Source organism: Candidatus Saccharimonas aalborgensis (assembly GCF_000392435.1).
GTDB classification, from domain to species: Bacteria; Patescibacteriota; Saccharimonadia; order Saccharimonadales; family Saccharimonadaceae; genus Saccharimonas; species Saccharimonas aalborgensis.
The window spans coordinates 899,155-915,487 of the sequence record NC_021219.1; the positions used below are offsets into that span (position 1 = coordinate 899,155).

The 16,333-nt window shown below is 47.1% G+C and carries 16 protein-coding genes; 6 read left to right on the forward strand and 10 right to left on the reverse strand.

Annotation, left to right across the window (positions count from 1 at the left end; translation table 11 throughout):
* Window position 1: 1 nt before the first annotated feature.
* Genes L336_RS04645 through L336_RS04670 form a run of 6 tightly spaced genes read right to left on the reverse strand, consistent with a single transcriptional unit; the run spans window position 2 to window position 8,333 of the window.
* A complete protein-coding gene (locus tag L336_RS04645; protein WP_015642058.1) occupies window positions 2-688 on the reverse strand; it encodes a prepilin-type N-terminal cleavage/methylation domain-containing protein in 687 nt (228 codons plus the stop codon).
* A 12-nt stretch (window positions 689-700) separates the two neighbouring features.
* Window positions 701-2,014 carry a class I SAM-dependent RNA methyltransferase gene (locus L336_RS04650; RefSeq protein WP_015642059.1) on the reverse strand — a complete coding sequence of 438 codons (1,314 nt, stop codon included), beginning with the start codon at window positions 2,012-2,014 and terminating at the stop codon, window positions 701-703.
* A gap of 9 nt (window positions 2,015-2,023) precedes the next feature.
* On the reverse strand, window positions 2,024-3,412 hold the full coding sequence (locus tag L336_RS04655; protein ID WP_015642060.1) for an NRAMP family divalent metal transporter: 1,389 nt from the start codon (window positions 3,410-3,412) through the stop codon (window positions 2,024-2,026).
* Between the two features lie 57 nt (window positions 3,413-3,469).
* A complete protein-coding gene (locus tag L336_RS04660) occupies window positions 3,470-4,735 on the reverse strand; it encodes a hypothetical protein (RefSeq protein ID WP_015642061.1) in 1,266 nt (421 codons plus the stop codon).
* On the reverse strand, window positions 4,732-5,916 hold the full coding sequence (locus L336_RS04665; RefSeq protein WP_015642062.1) for an acetate/propionate family kinase: 1,185 nt from the start codon (window positions 5,914-5,916) through the stop codon (window positions 4,732-4,734). Before L336_RS04665 ends, L336_RS04660 begins: the two co-directional genes overlap by 4 nt.
* 14 nt (window positions 5,917-5,930) lie before the next feature.
* A complete protein-coding gene (locus L336_RS04670) occupies window positions 5,931-8,333 on the reverse strand; it encodes a phosphoketolase family protein (RefSeq protein ID WP_128817327.1) in 2,403 nt (800 codons plus the stop codon).
* Window positions 8,334-8,426: 93 nt separating this feature from the next.
* On the opposite strand from L336_RS04670, the gene L336_RS04675 reads away from it, so the two are divergent.
* Together L336_RS04675 and L336_RS04680 are read left to right on the forward strand one after the other, a co-directional pair.
* The gene (locus L336_RS04675) at window positions 8,427-8,831 is read left to right on the forward strand and encodes a DUF4332 domain-containing protein (RefSeq protein WP_015642064.1); all 405 of its coding nucleotides are present in this window, start codon (window positions 8,427-8,429) and stop codon (window positions 8,829-8,831) included.
* 28 nt (window positions 8,832-8,859) lie between these two features.
* A complete protein-coding gene (locus tag L336_RS04680; RefSeq protein ID WP_015642065.1) occupies window positions 8,860-9,441 on the forward strand; it encodes a DUF937 domain-containing protein in 582 nt (193 codons plus the stop codon).
* Between the two features lie 10 nt (window positions 9,442-9,451).
* Here the strand turns inward: L336_RS04680 and L336_RS04685 are convergent, their stop codons facing one another.
* Both L336_RS04685 and L336_RS05745 read right to left on the reverse strand, forming a co-directional pair.
* Window positions 9,452-9,655, reverse strand: a complete 204-nt coding sequence (locus tag L336_RS04685; RefSeq protein WP_041191388.1) for a hypothetical protein — start codon at window positions 9,653-9,655, stop codon at window positions 9,452-9,454.
* Window positions 9,656-9,845: 190 nt separating this feature from the next.
* Window positions 9,846-10,418 carry a prepilin-type N-terminal cleavage/methylation domain-containing protein gene (locus L336_RS05745; protein WP_015642067.1) on the reverse strand — a complete coding sequence of 191 codons (573 nt, stop codon included), beginning with the start codon at window positions 10,416-10,418 and terminating at the stop codon, window positions 9,846-9,848.
* Between the two features lie 37 nt (window positions 10,419-10,455).
* Between L336_RS05745 and L336_RS04695 the strand changes: the two genes are divergently transcribed.
* The gene (locus tag L336_RS04695; RefSeq protein WP_015642068.1) at window positions 10,456-11,169 is read left to right on the forward strand and encodes a ribosomal RNA small subunit methyltransferase A; all 714 of its coding nucleotides are present in this window, start codon (window positions 10,456-10,458) and stop codon (window positions 11,167-11,169) included.
* Here the strand turns inward: L336_RS04695 and L336_RS04700 are convergent.
* Both L336_RS04700 and L336_RS04705 read right to left on the reverse strand, forming a co-directional pair.
* Window positions 11,162-12,160 (reverse strand): glycosyltransferase family 4 protein, encoded by a 999-nt coding sequence (locus tag L336_RS04700; RefSeq protein WP_015642069.1) that lies wholly within the window; start codon window positions 12,158-12,160, stop codon window positions 11,162-11,164. The genes L336_RS04695 and L336_RS04700 overlap by 8 nt on opposite strands.
* 212 nt (window positions 12,161-12,372) lie before the next feature.
* Window positions 12,373-13,047, reverse strand: a complete 675-nt coding sequence (locus L336_RS04705; protein ID WP_015642070.1) for a hypothetical protein — start codon at window positions 13,045-13,047, stop codon at window positions 12,373-12,375.
* 192 nt (window positions 13,048-13,239) lie between these two features.
* Here L336_RS04705 and L336_RS04710 point away from each other — a divergent pair, with 192 nt between their 5' ends.
* The 3 genes from L336_RS04710 (at window position 13,240) to L336_RS04720 (ending at window position 16,239) form a co-directional block, all read left to right on the forward strand.
* Complete coding sequence (locus tag L336_RS04710) at window positions 13,240-14,094, forward strand: CPBP family intramembrane glutamic endopeptidase (protein WP_160142776.1); 855 nt, start codon at window positions 13,240-13,242, stop codon at window positions 14,092-14,094.
* A gap of 211 nt (window positions 14,095-14,305) precedes the next feature.
* Window positions 14,306-14,902 carry a CPBP family intramembrane glutamic endopeptidase gene (locus tag L336_RS04715; RefSeq protein WP_237738779.1) on the forward strand — a complete coding sequence of 199 codons (597 nt, stop codon included), beginning with the start codon at window positions 14,306-14,308 and terminating at the stop codon, window positions 14,900-14,902.
* 548 nt (window positions 14,903-15,450) lie between these two features.
* Complete coding sequence (locus L336_RS04720; RefSeq protein WP_015642073.1) at window positions 15,451-16,239, forward strand: hypothetical protein; 789 nt, start codon at window positions 15,451-15,453, stop codon at window positions 16,237-16,239.
* Window positions 16,240-16,333: the final 94 nt, after the last annotated feature.

Sequence of the window (16,333 nt, forward strand, 5' to 3'; positions counted from 1 at the left end):
ATTAGTTTTCAAACACGCATTTTCCTATAGCTGTACCGGCAGTAATATAATTCCCAGGCATAAACTTAAGACGCTGCCCATACTTACCTTGATAAATGTGCCAACGACCATCTTCTTTTGAATGATACGCAAGCGTATATGAACTATAGCTACTAGGAGTATCACCTGCTATCTTATAAATAGTATCGGTAGAATTGCAGGCCATGCCGCCACCTGGCGAAGTAATTGACACGCCAGAAGAGCACCCCGTTCCGCAACCTGCATTTGGATATTGTCCTAATTGTCCCCAATAGTATACACCATATGTTAGGTAGGTGCCATTAATCGGTGTCGTTGAAGTATTTCCGAGAACAGTCCCAAGACTTTCTAGGCCTGGCATAGATGCAATTGTTGACGAAGTAGTATTTGAATAGATTGCAGTTGATGTAGTAGTGACTGTAGATTGGTTAGCACGACAACCTGAAGCGACCGTACTTAGTGAGCAACCCGTCGGATATTCACCATATTTATCATAATATTTATCGAATGTAGTCATAATAGCTATGATTAAAGTCCGTTGACTGGCATCGTATGCTTGTGCTTGTACCTTGTTAAACGCCAAAATACTCAAGCTTGCAAGGATGGCGATGACTGCGACAACAACAGCAACTTCAACGAGAGTAAAACCGCGAATACGCTTGTGCTTCATGTCTTTAGTGTATCACAGTAACGCGCGCTGTAAATCAAGTACGATGAGATGTTCAATATGAGGTGTCCGCGGGAAGAAATTATACCCTTGATGATGCGCAATACCGTATGCTGCCGCTAATAGCGCAACATCACGTGCCTGAGTAGTAGGATTACAGCTGAGATAGATAATTCTCTGTGGTCTCGAGGAAAGTAGTCTGGTGATGAGGTCTCGGTGGAGTCCTGTGCGGGGTGGATCTACGATAACGGTTGTGTGCGGCTTAATGTAGTCGAGCGATTTTTCGCTCGGCGCAAGGACGGCTTTGGCATTGCTCTCTAGGCGTTCAATGTTCCGTTTCATTTCTCTAACGGCATTTTCATCAATCTCGATCAATGTACACTCGTTACCACCTATCGTAAGCCCGATGGTACCGACCCCACTATAGAGATCGATCGTCTGTGTGTCAGCAACGACCCATCGCTTTAGGTCATGGAGCACTTGTTCGTAAACAGGAAGATTTATTTGGAAAAAACTCTCCGCGGCGTAATTAAATGGAACGCCAAGGAGAATATCTGAGAGAGCTATGTCTCCGTATTGAGCTAACCGTTTGGTAATACGACTGGCGGGGCTTTTGGGGTCGCTATAGATAAGCTCTCCGCCCTGAGCTGTTAGGTTTGAAGCTTCCTTGGTGGTGATAATGTCTGGATTAACTTCTTTTAGATAAAGTTGCCAGACACACTGGCCTGATTGATCACAACGAATAAGAAGAGTTTTGAGCTGACGTGCTGTCACTTTCTTGGCACGTAAAAGATCGCGAATCTCTTTTGCGAGTTTCATCATTGAATCGGGTATGAGTGAGCACTCCTCGATCGTGATTTTACCTTTTGAGCCGCGTCTAAAGAATGCTAGATCAAGTGTTTCATCTCCGTCTTTATCACAGTCACTGTACCAGCTGAACTCGACTTTATTGCGATAGTGATCGATATGTCCGTCACTATACATTTCGATAGGATTTGGGAGGACTATGTCATGTAGCTCAAATGCTTCTTCAACCAATGCGGCTTTGTAATGTTGCTCGGCCGAGAATTTCATGAATTGCCATGGGCTAGTACTAAGATAACTATCGGGGTCCGCTGGTGAAATACGTTCAGTCGAGGGCGTTTTAATCTCTGAGACAACTCCTTCGACAAAACGAGATTTCTTTTTTGTGATCCGAAACGCAACAGTTTCACCAGGGAGCCCGCCCCACACGAGTGCTTTGCGCCCGTCATCGAGCGTGCCAAGTGCCTGTCCCCCACCGATGATAGTATCGAGCAGGACGGTGTAGTAGAGAGCAGGTTTTGTCATCTGTTTATTTTAGCGCGGAATAAACGAATAGAACAGCACTAGGCTAGCTGCTGCCATCAAGATAAACGCGGCAAATACGCCCGCGTTGCTCCAGCGAGAGTTTTTGTATTCTCCCATAATGTCGGGATTGTTGCCAACGCGCCATATCATGTACAGAAGCGGAACCGATGCAACCGCGTTGAATACAGCAGTAAAGATCAACGCTTGAATAGGATCGATGCCGATGATATTTATGAGCAGGCCTGCAAATGTGGCGAGGGCGATAATGCCATAAAAGCCATGCGCTTTTTTGAACTTGCGGTACAGCCCTTCTTTAATCCCGAGTGCTTCGCTGATGGCATAACTGGATGAGCCGGCCAGGACAGGTACGGCGAGCAGGCCGATGCCGATGATACCGACGCTAAAGAGCAGTTTGGCGACAAGGCCGGCATTTGGGAAGCCTTGCACGAGTGGCTCAAGTGCTGCTGCTGCGTCCTGGGCATTATTGATTTGACCGATATGTCCGTGCAGCGCTGCGGCACACGCAACAACAATAAACCAGGCAGAAATGCTGGCCAAACTCATACCGGCGATATTGTCGAGGCGTATCTTGTGGATAAAACGTTTGCTGATATGCGGCTTAGCACCCGTCGAGAGGTTGCTAATGCGATGAGTCTCAACCTCATCCTCGACGACCTCGCCTGTATTCCAAAAGAAAAGATAGGGGCTAATAGTAGTGCCCAGGATACCAACGATGATATAAATCGTATCTTTGTTTATCGTGACATTGGGGATGAAGGTGCTTTGAAACACTTCTCCCCAGTTCTGGACAACCATAAATGAGGTAACAGGATAGGCAAATAGCGCGATAGCGAGCCACTTCAGTATTTTTGCATATTGCCGATACGGTACAAGGATTTGCAGCAGCACACAAAGCAGCGCAAAAAAGACAGCCAAGCCGATAAATGGTATCTCCGGAAAGAAGAGCTGCATCGTAGCGGACATTGCAGCGAGATCGCTTCCGATATTGACTGTATTTGCGATAACCACCAAGAATACTGCGGTATAGAGTACTTTTCGGCTGTAGTATTTCTTGAGGAGCGCGGCTAGCCCGTCACCGGTGACGGCTCCGATGCGAGCACAACTTTCTTGGACGGCCAAAAGAAGCGGGTACATAATCGGGAATAGCCAAAGCAGTCCATATTTGTAGATGGTGCCAGCTTGACTATAAGTGGCAATACCGCTCGGATCATCGTCGGCTGCGCCGGTCACTACCCCCGGCCCAAGCACCCGTACAAATCGACCAAAGCGGCTGTAATGACGGTTAGCACGCCTTAGATTTTCTTCGCGAGCGTTTGAGGCGGCACGTTGGTTGTGATTGCCAACAAGGTCGTGGATCCAGGTATAAAGATTTGCCATTTTTTGAGTTATACATTAAGTTGGTTATGCTCATTGTAACACAGGCTACAGTGAGGACTATAGGTATTTTTTTAAGTTGTTTGCCTGTGCGATGAGTTGGCTATTGGCAGATTTCTTCGCATACTGGCTCATATGGTGGATAGTTTTTGAGTGGCGTGCGATCGTCTTTGTATCGAGATGTGTCCCAAGTTTGCTCTGCTCTGCAAAGAAAAGTGCCTCATAGCAACGACGAATCATAGGCTCTGAACCCGCATGTTTAAACGCATCGATCGCTGCTTGATAACGGTGAGCATTGTAATGATAGGTTCCTTCAGAGATATAACTTTCCTTCACTAGTTCACTGCGTTTTGGGGCAAACTCAGCAAAGCGTCGTGCAGACTTGAAGTCGTTGTGGCGCATATAATAAATCGCACCATTATTTCCCACTACTCCGCGTAGGTGAATGTCGCGGCTTTGTTTGGCATATTCCAGTGCAGGCATAAATCGCTCGCGCTTCATAAGCATGGTGATAAGCGAGCTATAGGCAGCTTCGAGGTTGTGTTGTGTGAGGTGGCGTTCGTGGCTGAGGAGATGGGAAAATCGGGCTGCTTGCAAGAACTCTTTTGGTGAAACTTCATGCGTGGTGAGGTAGAGATCACTGGTATCAAGTAGGTTGACGCTGACAATTTCCTCAACAGGGAGCAACCGAGCTTCTTTAGTATGCTGATAATTCGTAACGGTGCCATTGGTTGCTTCAATGTCAATACCGCCGTAGTGAAGTGCAACATGACCCGGGAACAATCGTACCTGAAGGTCGCTTACATCGAAGTATCGCGAGTAAAGGTAGATATAAAGCGTAACGATCTGGTTGCAGTCGCCGACGAGAGTGTCCTTGGATGGGTTTTGCAGAAGACGACCGAATGAACTGGACGCTTGATACACGTACAGTCCCCTTTCCGGGGAGAAATAATCGAGTAGCTGTTGGATGATGTTGAGACGCTCGGGGTCTGCTTTGCTCTGAGATACCGAAGCAATAGTGTGATGAGCGAGTAAACTACTACCTGGATGAGCCTGACGGAACCTTTCGAAGTCTGCTGCTATGAGGTCGAGATTTGCATAGAGTTCACGGCGCTTTGATTTTTTGAGATAGCGATAGCCTTTGTAGGCATATTCAGTCCATAGATTGAGGGCAGCGATGTCGCGCTGGAGGAGTGACTTGAGACGAGCCCTCGTTTGGGCTTGATTATTATGTTCGGTCAGTGTTCCAAAAAATTGTCCGACCGACCGCTCGTGCTCGTTGGCGTAAGAGCTGAAGAAAAAATAGATGTTGCGCACAAGGCTCATAGCGTTACTGTACGCGTCAGTGTCTGCGCATGTTTTGCGATTTCAAGCGATTCGTTGGCGGGAATAACAATGATGGGACGCGACTTTGCGGCTTGGCTAACACTTGTTAGTTTTTCGGGCGAGGTACAAGCATCATTGAGATCGCCATCGAGGATAAAATCGATAAACTCAAGGTGCGCGACGATTCGTTTACGTATGACAGCCGAACGCTCCCCCACTGTGCCCGTAAACACCAGCAGGTCACAGCCATTAAGAGCGACAATCATACTTCCTATCGCCTTATGTAGACTATGGATCAACGTATCAAGTGCGAGGTGAGCCATGTGGTTGCCATCGGCCTCACGCGAGATCAGCTCGCGAATATCGTTACTCCCAGAAAGCCCGAGGAGCCCTGCCTGCCTATTGAGGTATTCCTCAATTTTGTCGTCATTCATTTGCAAGTTTTTTTTGAGAGCTTTGACCGCTCCAAAATCAATCGAGCCACTGCGAGAGGCCATGATGACACCTTCGAGTGGGGAGTACCCCATTGATGTGTCGATACTACGACCGTGAAACACCCCTGTCACCGACGAGCCGCTACCAAGATGGCAGACGACGACCTTCGGTGGCAACTTGCCACGATCCCAGAGTGCATCGATTGCCGCGGCTACTGATAGTCCGTGGTAGCCAAATCGTTTGATGTCAAATTGATCAGCATCATGAATGGCGATACCGTAGTTCCACGCATAATTTGGCTTAGTCGCATGAAAGGCACTATCGCTCACACCCACGACAGTAGCCTCGGGGTATGCTTCGCGTAAGCGACGGAGTTCCTCAAGCGACGCGTCGACATGAAGAGGTGCGTGTTCACGAACCTCCTGAAGTTTGGCGACCACCTCGTCGTTGATAATGTGGTCACTCATAAAATAACTACTGGGCGCGACAATGCGGAGGCCAATTGTCGCAATCGTTTCATTTTCCTCAATACTATGATGGTAGCGAAAGATGGTAGTGAGATGTGACGCCGACTCGGCTAGATCACTATACTCGAGAGGCACATTTGTTGTTGTTTGATGATGGTGCAGTGTCGCGGCGAGGCGCTCACCGACCGTCTCGATATGAAGTTCAGCACGAAGCTGGAGGGTGTCGTCATAAAGGGCGTATTTTCGACTTGAGCTGCCGGGATTAGCAACGAGGATCATAGAGTGTCTGCCCTCTAGTTAGTTTGACCATGCCAGGCTTCTTCCTCCGTCTTGACAAGGCCACGTGCTGCGGGCCACACCCACGCATCAAGTTCCGGCAGGTCGATACCATTGGCTTTGATGTATTCAGTATTTTCGTCGATCTTTGCTTTGTATTTTGCGGCGAGATGCTCGGCTTCTTCAAATGGCATCACACCATCGTGGCCTAATTGTTTGAAAGCAGCAATCACCAGGTCGTAGCGACTGGTCTCATTTCGGACGTGCATGTCAAATGGCGTAGTTGTGCTGCCAATCTCTTTGTAACCGCGGACGTCAAATCGTGTCGAATCAACCGCGTAATTAAAGAGTACCGACTTGATAGTTTGAGGATAGCCATGGAAGTTGAAGATTACTGGTTTGTCCTCGGTAAAGATATGATCAAACAGTTTTTGGTCGGCGGTGTTGTTGAGTGTCCCAAATCCCATAGTGGTGAGACTACTGACATTGACACAGCGCAGTCGCACCTCGGGGCGTTCAGTTTTGATGATATCGATGGCGGCCATAATCTCTTTTGTTGGGTAATCACCTGCTGCGGCCATGACGAGATCGGGATTATCATCTGATGCGAAGTCCCACACTAGCACTCCTTGATCGATTTGTTCGCGAGCTTTATTTACGTCAAGCCAGCGTGGCTCGACGGTTTTGCCGGCGACAATAGCATTGATCTGACGCACGCTCGTGAGCATTTTCTCGATGACAACAAGCGAGCAGTTACCATCTGCCGGGAAATAAACATCGCTGAAATTGCTTTGGCGACGGAGTAGGTCGTCGATAAAGCCAGGGTTTTGGTGGCTAAAGCCGTTGTGATCCTGGCGCCATCCACTACTTGTGAGGATATAGTTGATGCTTGGAATCGTCCCTCGCCAGGAAACACCGCGGCTCTGCGTCAAAAACTTGGCGTACTGATCGACCATACTACTCACTACTTGCAAAAATGCTTCATAACTGGCAAACATAGCATGACGGCCGGTCAATACATAGCCCTGCATGAGTCCTTGCATATTGTGTTCGGAGAGCATTTCCATGACTCGACCATCTTGGGAAAGATCCTTATCCCAGTCGCGCAGCGGCCATTGCCAGCTACGAGAAGTTGCTTTGAATATATCGTCAAGCTTATTGCTATACGTTTCGTCTGGAGACATAAATCGAAAGTTCTTCGTCTCGGCATTGAGGCGAAATACCTCCTCGAGATAGAGGCCGGTACGGCGCATCGAGCTACTGCCCATCGTACCTGGTACGGTGGCGTCTTCGGCAAATTGCTCGACAGATGGAAGTCGGAGTGGTGTGTACACACTGTCGCCGCCATGAGCATGCCGGCTTCTGCCCATGCGTTTCTCTGGATTTTCTGGCAAAATATCACCTACGAAGCTACCAAAGCCCTGCTCTTCACTAAATAGTTCGCTAAACTTGTAGCCACCCAACCACTCGTTGAGCATAGCTAGTTGGTGTTCGTCGGTTTTTGCTTCGGTCAGAACTACCTGGTGCGCTAGGCAGTTTCCCTCGATCTTATCCCCATCAAGTTCTTTTGGCCCTGTCCAGCCCTTGAGGGTACGCATGATAAGCATTGGCAGACGCGGGCAAACGGTGTCTTGAGAGACTTTTAGCTCCTCGATGGTCGTATGAGCCCAATCGAGTGCTTCTGCCATACGATCATGGGCTTCGTTTTCGTCGCAGTCGGTGGTATCGACAATCCGCGGTTCATAGCCATAGCCGCTAAAGAGCGTCATCAATTCGTAATTGCTCATGCGGCCATAGATAGTTGGTTGAGAAATCTTATAGCCATTGAGGTGAAGAATTGGCAAGACCACACCGTCTTTGCGCGGATTGACGAGTTTATTGAGATGCCACGCACCGGCAGTTGGACCCGTCTCGGCTTCGCCATCTCCGACAAGACAGGCAACGATCAGGCCGGGATTATCGAGGATAGCGCCATAGCTGGTACTTAGACTATACCCCAGCTCACCTCCTTCGAGGATAACCCCGGGGGTCTCGGGATTTGAGTGACTTGGGTAGCCGTACGGCCAACTAAACTCACGGCACAGACGACGGATGCCATCGAGATTGACTGGAAGCGAGGGGTCAAAATGAGTTAGCGTCCCCTCGAGGAAGAGATTTGCCTGAAGCGCAGGGAATCCATGCCCTGGACCGAGGACAAACATCATGTCTTGGTCGTATTTTTTTGCAAAACGACTGAGGTGCGCATAAGCAAAGTTGATGCCTGGCCCACTACCCCAGTGTCCAAGAAGTCGGCTCTTGACGTCATCAAACGTTAGCTCACGCTTCATAAGGTGGTTATCTGCTAAAAAAATTTGAGCGACTGTCAAATAATTGACAGCACGCAAATATTGGCCCATTGAGTGTTTTTCGTGATTATTCATGCTAATGCTTAGTATACACTGTATTGCTAGTAGTTGAAAATACATAAAAAGCGTATACTAAATACATAGTAGCGATACGTGAGGAGGTAGTGTATGGTAAGCATCAAGTCTATCGAGGGAATCGGACCAGCGTATCAGGAAAAACTCTTGTCGATCGGTATACGCACCACAGATCAATTACTTGAAGCCGGTGCCACCTCTACTGGTCGTATGCGTATTGCCGATGAGGCCCACCTCTCTGAAACACAGGTAAAAGAATGGGTTCATCGGGCTGATCTCCTGCGCATTCACGGCATTAGCCATGAAGTCGCTGATCTTTTAGCGCGTGTTGGCGCTTGTACTGTTCCCAAACTTGCCTATCGTCAAGCGATGTCGCTACACGATGATTTGGTTAGCTACAACGCCGCACATCACGTTGCCAAACACGTTCCGACGGTTGGTGAGGTTGAGGCTATCTTGAAGGCAGCGAAGCGATTGCCAAAGATGATTCACCATTGAAAAGTAAATGATAACCTAGAGGAGTAATATGGATTTACAAGCGCGTATCACGGACCTTATTAAAGGAAATATCAGCGATTCTATCAGTCGATCAACGGGGGTAAGCCAACCGGATGTTGAGCGCGTTATCACCGCGGGATTACCGATGATCATTGGACAAATGGGCAATAACGCCAGCTCACCCGAGGGTGCGACTGCCCTTGACGCGGCAATCGGCAAAGACCATGCTGGTGGTTCACTCCTCGATAGCCTCGGTTCTCTCTTTGAGACGCCAACAACCCAGCAAGATGGGAGCAAGATCCTCGACCATGTATTGGGAGCAAATAGTACTGTAGTCACAAATCGATTGTCGAAGCAAACAGGGGTAGATCCGGCAGCCGTGATGAAGATATTGGCCTTCGCGGCACCGCTTATCATGGCATTTCTAGGGCGCGAGAAACAATCACAAAACCTCGATGCTGGCGGCATAGCGGACATCTTGAAGGGTCAGCGAACACCAAATGGTAGCCTTCTAACTGAGCTTGCTTCGACCGTGCTGACTGCTTCAGGATCAAAAAAATCCGGCGGTTTGCTCGGATCGTTATTGAACGGCTTATTTGGTCGGCGATAGTGTATCGCGACTACTGTTCATCTGCTGGAGATGGTTTAGAAAAAGTTTCAACTGCGACAAATGCAATATGACCAAGCGGTAGACCGCCGCGTGTTTGCTGAACCTCGCTCGTACCCACTCTTGGATAAATAAACACATCTGGTGAACCTTCACACTGAACTGGCTGTCGCGTGTGGTCGATAGGATCGCCATGAATTGATTTTGGGGTATGCATTTCAGACATAAGTATAGACATCATACACTAAATCGTTGATACTGTCAATGCCTATGCTGTTCCGTCTAAATCTCACCACCTCCCCACTCCGAACACCGGCCCGCCGCTAACTGATTAGCCTTCGCCTTGGCGGGCCTTGGCCCATCAGGGCCAACTGTTCGTCGGAGAAGATGGTGCGATTTAGGTTATCCTACGGCTGGCGACCAATTTCGTAAGAACAAATATGAAAATTATTTGGGGCAGTTGTGTTGGTGACGATTGCATACCCCCCGATCGTACTCGGGCACGTGCCTTTGTCGCTAATGACCATATCGATCCGGACACTTTTGCTATCTGATCCACCCGTAGGGTTAAAATATGCGCCCCGATACCAATCATTTGGACTACTTACGATGGCGGTTTGCATAGCTGGGGTGGGTTCACTACTCATATAGGGGCTCAGTGCCGTACTAAATGTACTATCACGAACAATTCCAGTGCTAGCTGATGATTGCCTACATTGGTAGCCGGACATGTCAGCCTCACTCACACCATATTTATAATTAGTTCCAAGACAGCTCGTCATTGAGGGGAAACTGCCATTTCGAGCTTTGTACATCTGGATGGCTTTTACCCACTGGTTGACAGCAGTAGCTGTTTGACTATCGCGCGCTCTTGCCGAGGCAGTGCTGTATGACACGACACCAATAGTGGCAAGAATGACAATGATCACGATCACGATGACGAGTTCGACAATGGTAAATCCGCTTTTGCTTTTTGTCATAGCATCAGTATAGACAGGTACGCAGTATAATAAAAGGGTGAAACGTCTTGTAAAGAGTCATCAGCAACACTTTTTGAAGTATACGGGTCTCATCGCTGAGCTTATTGGTCATAGCACTATCCGTCCTCGTGATACGGTGGTTGATATCGGTGCGGGCAGCGGCGCGATTACTGCGGTCTTGGCACGTCGAGTGCACCAAGTTATTGCTTATGAGAACGAACCTGCAGCGGCAAAAAAACTCCGAAACAATATGCGGCAATTTAAAAATGTTGAGGTTATCGAGGAAGATTTTTTGAAAAGCTCTCTCCCGACCGTGCCTTATAAGGTATTCGCAAATATTCCATTTTCCCAAAGTTCAGCCATTGTGCGTCGGCTCACCGAGGCACAGGTGGCTCCACGCGCAATTTATTTGATTGTCCAAAAACAATTTGCGCGCAAACTCCTTGTCGAGAGTGACTATTTTCATGGCGCACTTGGTATTTCCATCGCGCCGTGGTGGCAGGCGCGGATTCGACGGCCCCTACGACGTACTGACTTCACCCCTCCGCCAGCAGTTGATACGGTGTTGCTTGAACTAAAACCACGAGAACCCGCTCTGCTGCCTCTGGAACAACGGGCTGATTTTATGAAGTTTATTGAGCAGTGTTACGCCGACCCACGGTACTATCAAAAAATCGGTGCACCTAAAGACAAGAAGCCGTCTCGCGTTAACGCTAGGCAGTGGGTAAACTTATTTCAAAAAGCTATGTAGATTTTAAAACGCGCAGCAGCTCATCGACTGATTCATCAAGTTGAAATTGTTTTTTGGCGTGATCACGTTCTTTCTTGGTGGCTTGACCAAGTGCAACGGCTTGCTTGATGCCGGTGAGGAGTGCTAATGGACTCCGCGGTTCGACTAGCGTCAGTAGCCCGCAGTTTGTTTCGGGCAGGCCACCAACATTACTGGCGACAACTCTACAGCCCGCGTGTTGTGCTTCAATCGAAAGCATGCCAAACGGCTCCGCAAAGACCGACGGCATCATGAGAATATCACTATGTGCCAAGAGCCTTGCCATTTGTTTGACTGATTTTTGCGCCGGCATGAGTTTTGCATATGGATAGTCCCGTAACATACGTGCAATTTCGCGACCAGTGCCAACGTGCAACCCGGCCGTGACGAGTGTGACGTGGTAGCCGTTATGCCGCATGTCTTTGCTGTGCATCATTTCGAGGATAGTATAGATGCCTTTTTCGGGGTGGAGTCGACCGGCAAAGACGATGCGCGTGCGCTTAGTGGGTTTGCTGCGCGTCATGCTGCCATAGACCGGGTCGGCAAATGGCAACACGATATGGATACGGGCGTACGGTATATCTAGGTATAGCGCCCACTGCTGACCGCTATATACGCTGGTCGCAATGATAGTTCGACCGACGATGTAGAGCTTGTATCGGTCACAGTCGGAGTCTTTCGGGATCGAGCAATGCAATATGATGGCGGCCTTGTGGCGTGTCGGTACATTGTAGGCTTTGTTGACGAAGACTACAGTGCCCGGTAGTTCGCTGATGTGTGCTTCGCTCCCGAGTGCAGTAAATGGAATGTCGGTGAAATCTTGTCGACCATCTTTGGTGCCGTGGCCGAGTGTCACTACTTGGGCATCTATTCCGCGCCGTCGCAGCTCGCGGATGTGTCCTGCGGTGTAGGTTTCGGACCCACCAGTACCAGCGACCATCGGTTCACCGGGTGGCCAGATAAATGAAATCATGAGAAACCCCTTCTTTTAAGTTGTGTATTGAGCCAAAGGACTGTAAGAAGAGATATTTGGTAGTGAAATAAGAGGTCTTAGAATGATCTAGCTACTTCTAGTATAACACAGTTGTAACCGAGTGACTGGATCGCCCTCTTTCCGTAGACATGACAGTAAAAGCAATGGCAAAGTTCACTTTTTTGTTGTGGCTTACCTCTTATTTTAAAAGACTAAATGCTAAGTGATTTTGCGATATTCTCGAGATCGCTAATTATCTCCTTGGCTGAAGCCGACGAGTAATCAATATTTGTTGCTGTTTGGGCTCCAGGAACTATTTGGTAGAGATGAATATACAGCTTCTTTCCGTTTAGCTGCAAATAGCAATTATCACCCGAGGGTGCGCAGGTCGCGAGAAATAACGTCGTTGGTGTTTTGAGGATATGTATAGTGGTGCCAGCCTTGGTTTTGACAGAACTGACAGCAGTAATCCCTTCATCAAATCTTTGTTCCATTAAGTTTGACTCAGAGCCTTCGTGTACAAATGAGCTAATAAGGTATTTTTCATTACCGATCGTCTTGACGATATTATATGGCTCAAACACCTTTTCGACTGACCAGCCTTTCGGTAGCACCACGGTGTAGAAGTCTTTAGAGGTTGTCCCATCACTTTTGCTTGGGTAAATTGAAACTGCACCAGAAGTATCTTTAGGTTGCTCTGTTTCTGTCGTTGTTTGTGTAATTTTTGTTTGATCAGATTGCTGTGCACTATTGCTGGCTGTGTTGTCGCTCGTCTTCGTTTCCTTCTGTTTATTAAAGAACATCCATCCTAGCACGCCAATCAACCCGACAACAACCACAACAAGCACTATTTCAACTACGCCAAACCCTTTTACGTTTTTACTCATATTCTTGCCCTTTCGATATAGTTTATTAGCCCTTACGCTTAGTTATAGCACAGGTAGGGTTTACAAGTTAAGAAAAACTACCACACGATAGGTTAGTTCTACTTTGAGTCATTGGCTATGTTACAATGATCCGTGGTTTATAAAATAATTACAGGTTCGCTTTTTCTGTTAAACACTTCAATGAATACTCTAGTGGAAAAGTTAAGCTCTCATCAGCAAAGTACTCGCAATAAATGGCGTCACGAGCGACCACTGTCGAATCATGATTGGTGGATGTATCTTAGTCTACTGTTCTTGGTAATCGGTACTTTGCTAATGATTCCGCTTGGCCAGAAAATAGAGGGCGTGACTGTTCTGGGGGTTGGCGCACTGATGACCTTTGGTGCAACCCGTGCGTATAGTCGACATGCGCTACTCATATTCTTGTCTATTGCAATTATTGGGGTTGCGCCAATAGGTACGAGTATAGATCTTATGCACATAATATCGATGGGCGCGTTGATAGGGCTAGCTGTGCTCATACCGTTTGTGGTAACACGATTCTTGTACAAAGAATCTGTAATACGCTTTCCAATCGGACGGCACACTTGGACCCGGGGACACGTTGGGTATCTGCTTTTGGCGTGTATATTGAGTTATCTCATATTGCCGTATTGGATGCAGACGACGGGAGCGTATCAGAATTGGGTAGTTGAGAATGACCCATACCATTTATTCATTTTGTTTCTTGGTACGAACGGCTTAGGCATTTGGGATGAGCTGTTCTTTATTGTTACGGTATTGGCGCTACTTAAACGGCATATGCCGTTTCATCAAGCAAATCTTGTACAAGCACTACTATTCACCTCATTTTTATATGAGCTAGGGTTTCGTGGCTGGGCTCCATTTATTATCTATCCCTTTGCGCTGCTCCAGGGTCTAGTATTTCGTCGGACCGATAACCTGGTATATATTATTGCGATTCACCTGACGATCGATTTCGTATTGTATTTAGCTTTGATCAATGCCCATCATCCTCAACTATTAAATATTTTTATAACAAGGTAGCGCGGAGACAGCTATAGTAGTATATCTTTCACCTGCCAGCAGACAGTTTCTGGGTATGGCCCTTCCCCTCGCTGGGGGTTATATAACGATAGTTACGCGGTTAAGTCAGGTGATCGGTTACATTCTGATTGCTCTATCACTTCTGGTACTAATCAGTCTTCGTCACAGTCGAGAGCGTAACTATATGCTCTGGCTATGGTTGGGAGTGGCAATGCTAGCGATTACGCCAATTGGTACAGAGGTTAAGCCATATTATTTAATATTTATGACCCTTGGCCTGGCGGCATCCGTCTTAGTACCTTATGGACTAGCTAGGCGTTATGATGAACATTCATTTATCCATCTTGGGCTTAACTTCCGTCGTCGCTGGACAAGAAACGAGGTTAAGTATGTGGTGTTTGCAGCGGTGATGACAGCATTTTGGCAACCGCTTTATTTTCTAACGACGAATGCCCATTTTAGCTGGCATATGGATACGACAGTCAACATTCTTGTATCGTTTGCGTCTATTATGGCGGTAGGCGTATGGGAGGAATTTTTCTTTATAGCCCTCGTGCTGGCCATTGCAAAACGCTACTTGCCGTTTTGGTTAGCAAACATTATCCAAAGTTCTATGTTTACGAGCTTTCTATTTGCTATGGGTTTTAGGGGTTGGATTGTCCCATTAGTTCTAGCTTATGCCCTATACCAAGGTTATGTATTCCATGTTACTCGGAGTCTTCTGGTGACTATAAGCATACACGTCATAGTAGATATCATTGTGTTTATTTCATTGCTCTACAGTGCTCGCCCAGATTTGTTCAGTTAATCAAACAAATATCAAAAAGGCATGTCTTTGAAAATTTCAGCTCGGTGTGGTGAATCTTGTTGGTTGTGTGCTAGAAGGTTGACGAATTGCACTGTTTGAGCGTATTTCGGATCGTCTCAAAGTGAGCAATAATTGTGGTGAGCTCGGATCTAATTCCCTGAAACACCTTGACTAATCAACTGAGGCCTCTATCCTAGAGAGGCGTATCAAGCACCCTGCATCGCAGAATAAGTAAAGAGGCTAATATACAGGAAAAGAAAATATCTCTTTTGTTCTTGTGGCAAAAGAGATATTTTCTTGGCTCAATTTTACAACGAAGCTAGAACCTATTTCCAACACAAAGTCTAAACCAAGCCCCGCCAGACCTGACTTTTACAATTTTTCTATCTTTTACCCCCGCCGTACATCATTTTTAATTGAGAAAAAGTCAGGTCTGTCGGGTCGGTTGCGCTGGAGTGCAGAATACCACACAATATCATGAGCTAACAGAGGTAAGAGCGTCGTAAGAGTTGACATAATAATAAAGTTAGTGTATAATGTCATTATACATGTCTGAATGGAAAATAGCGACTCCCATAAACAAATTTGAGCACCTGGATAGTGGCTCACAGATTGACATTGTCTCTGTTGTTCATGTTGGCACGCCTGACTACTACAGAAAGTTAGGCAATTATATTACGACGAGACAAAATAATGGCTTTACTGTTCACTATGAGACAATTTCATCAGATGATAAAATGACTCCACCGACAAATCCTATAGAATCTCTAAAAACTAGAGTTCAAGAAGCCAGAACTGACATATCTGCCGATAATCTTATATTAGTAGAAGACTATAGCAATTACACTACTCAGTGTGACTCTGATATGTTTAATATTTCAGATGCTGAAAATCACGATATCACAGAGGCTGATTACGTCCGCCGTTCAGGCCTTTTAACACTTACGGGAAATTGGATTAATGCGCGCCGTTTAAACCATAAGCTAGAAAAAGCTGCCAACAGAGGATCGGATATTATGGACGAACTTATTTTTGACTTGCTCAAAAAGGACATAGATGCGATAGCAAACGGCACGCGGCGTAATAAAAGACGGGACGGGGTTACAATACATGCACGCAATCAGATAGCACTGGAAGGCATAGATACTGCACTAGCCGATAACTCAGCGGCCAAGCTGTTACTGGTTTGGGGCATTGGACACCTTGCGGGACTGCAGTCTGGTCTAATATATAGAGGCTACGCGCTTACCGACCATGAAGAAGTTGACGTAGCAGTAAACTATGCTCAGCTGAGGCGTAATATGGACACAAATGAACTAGCGCTACAGCGGCCGTAAGTGAAACTTGGTAGATAATCGGTCATTATAAATAGACGCCTACCTAGCGTTGAGTAATGACCCAAATAGCGATGTAGCATGTAACTGACCATAA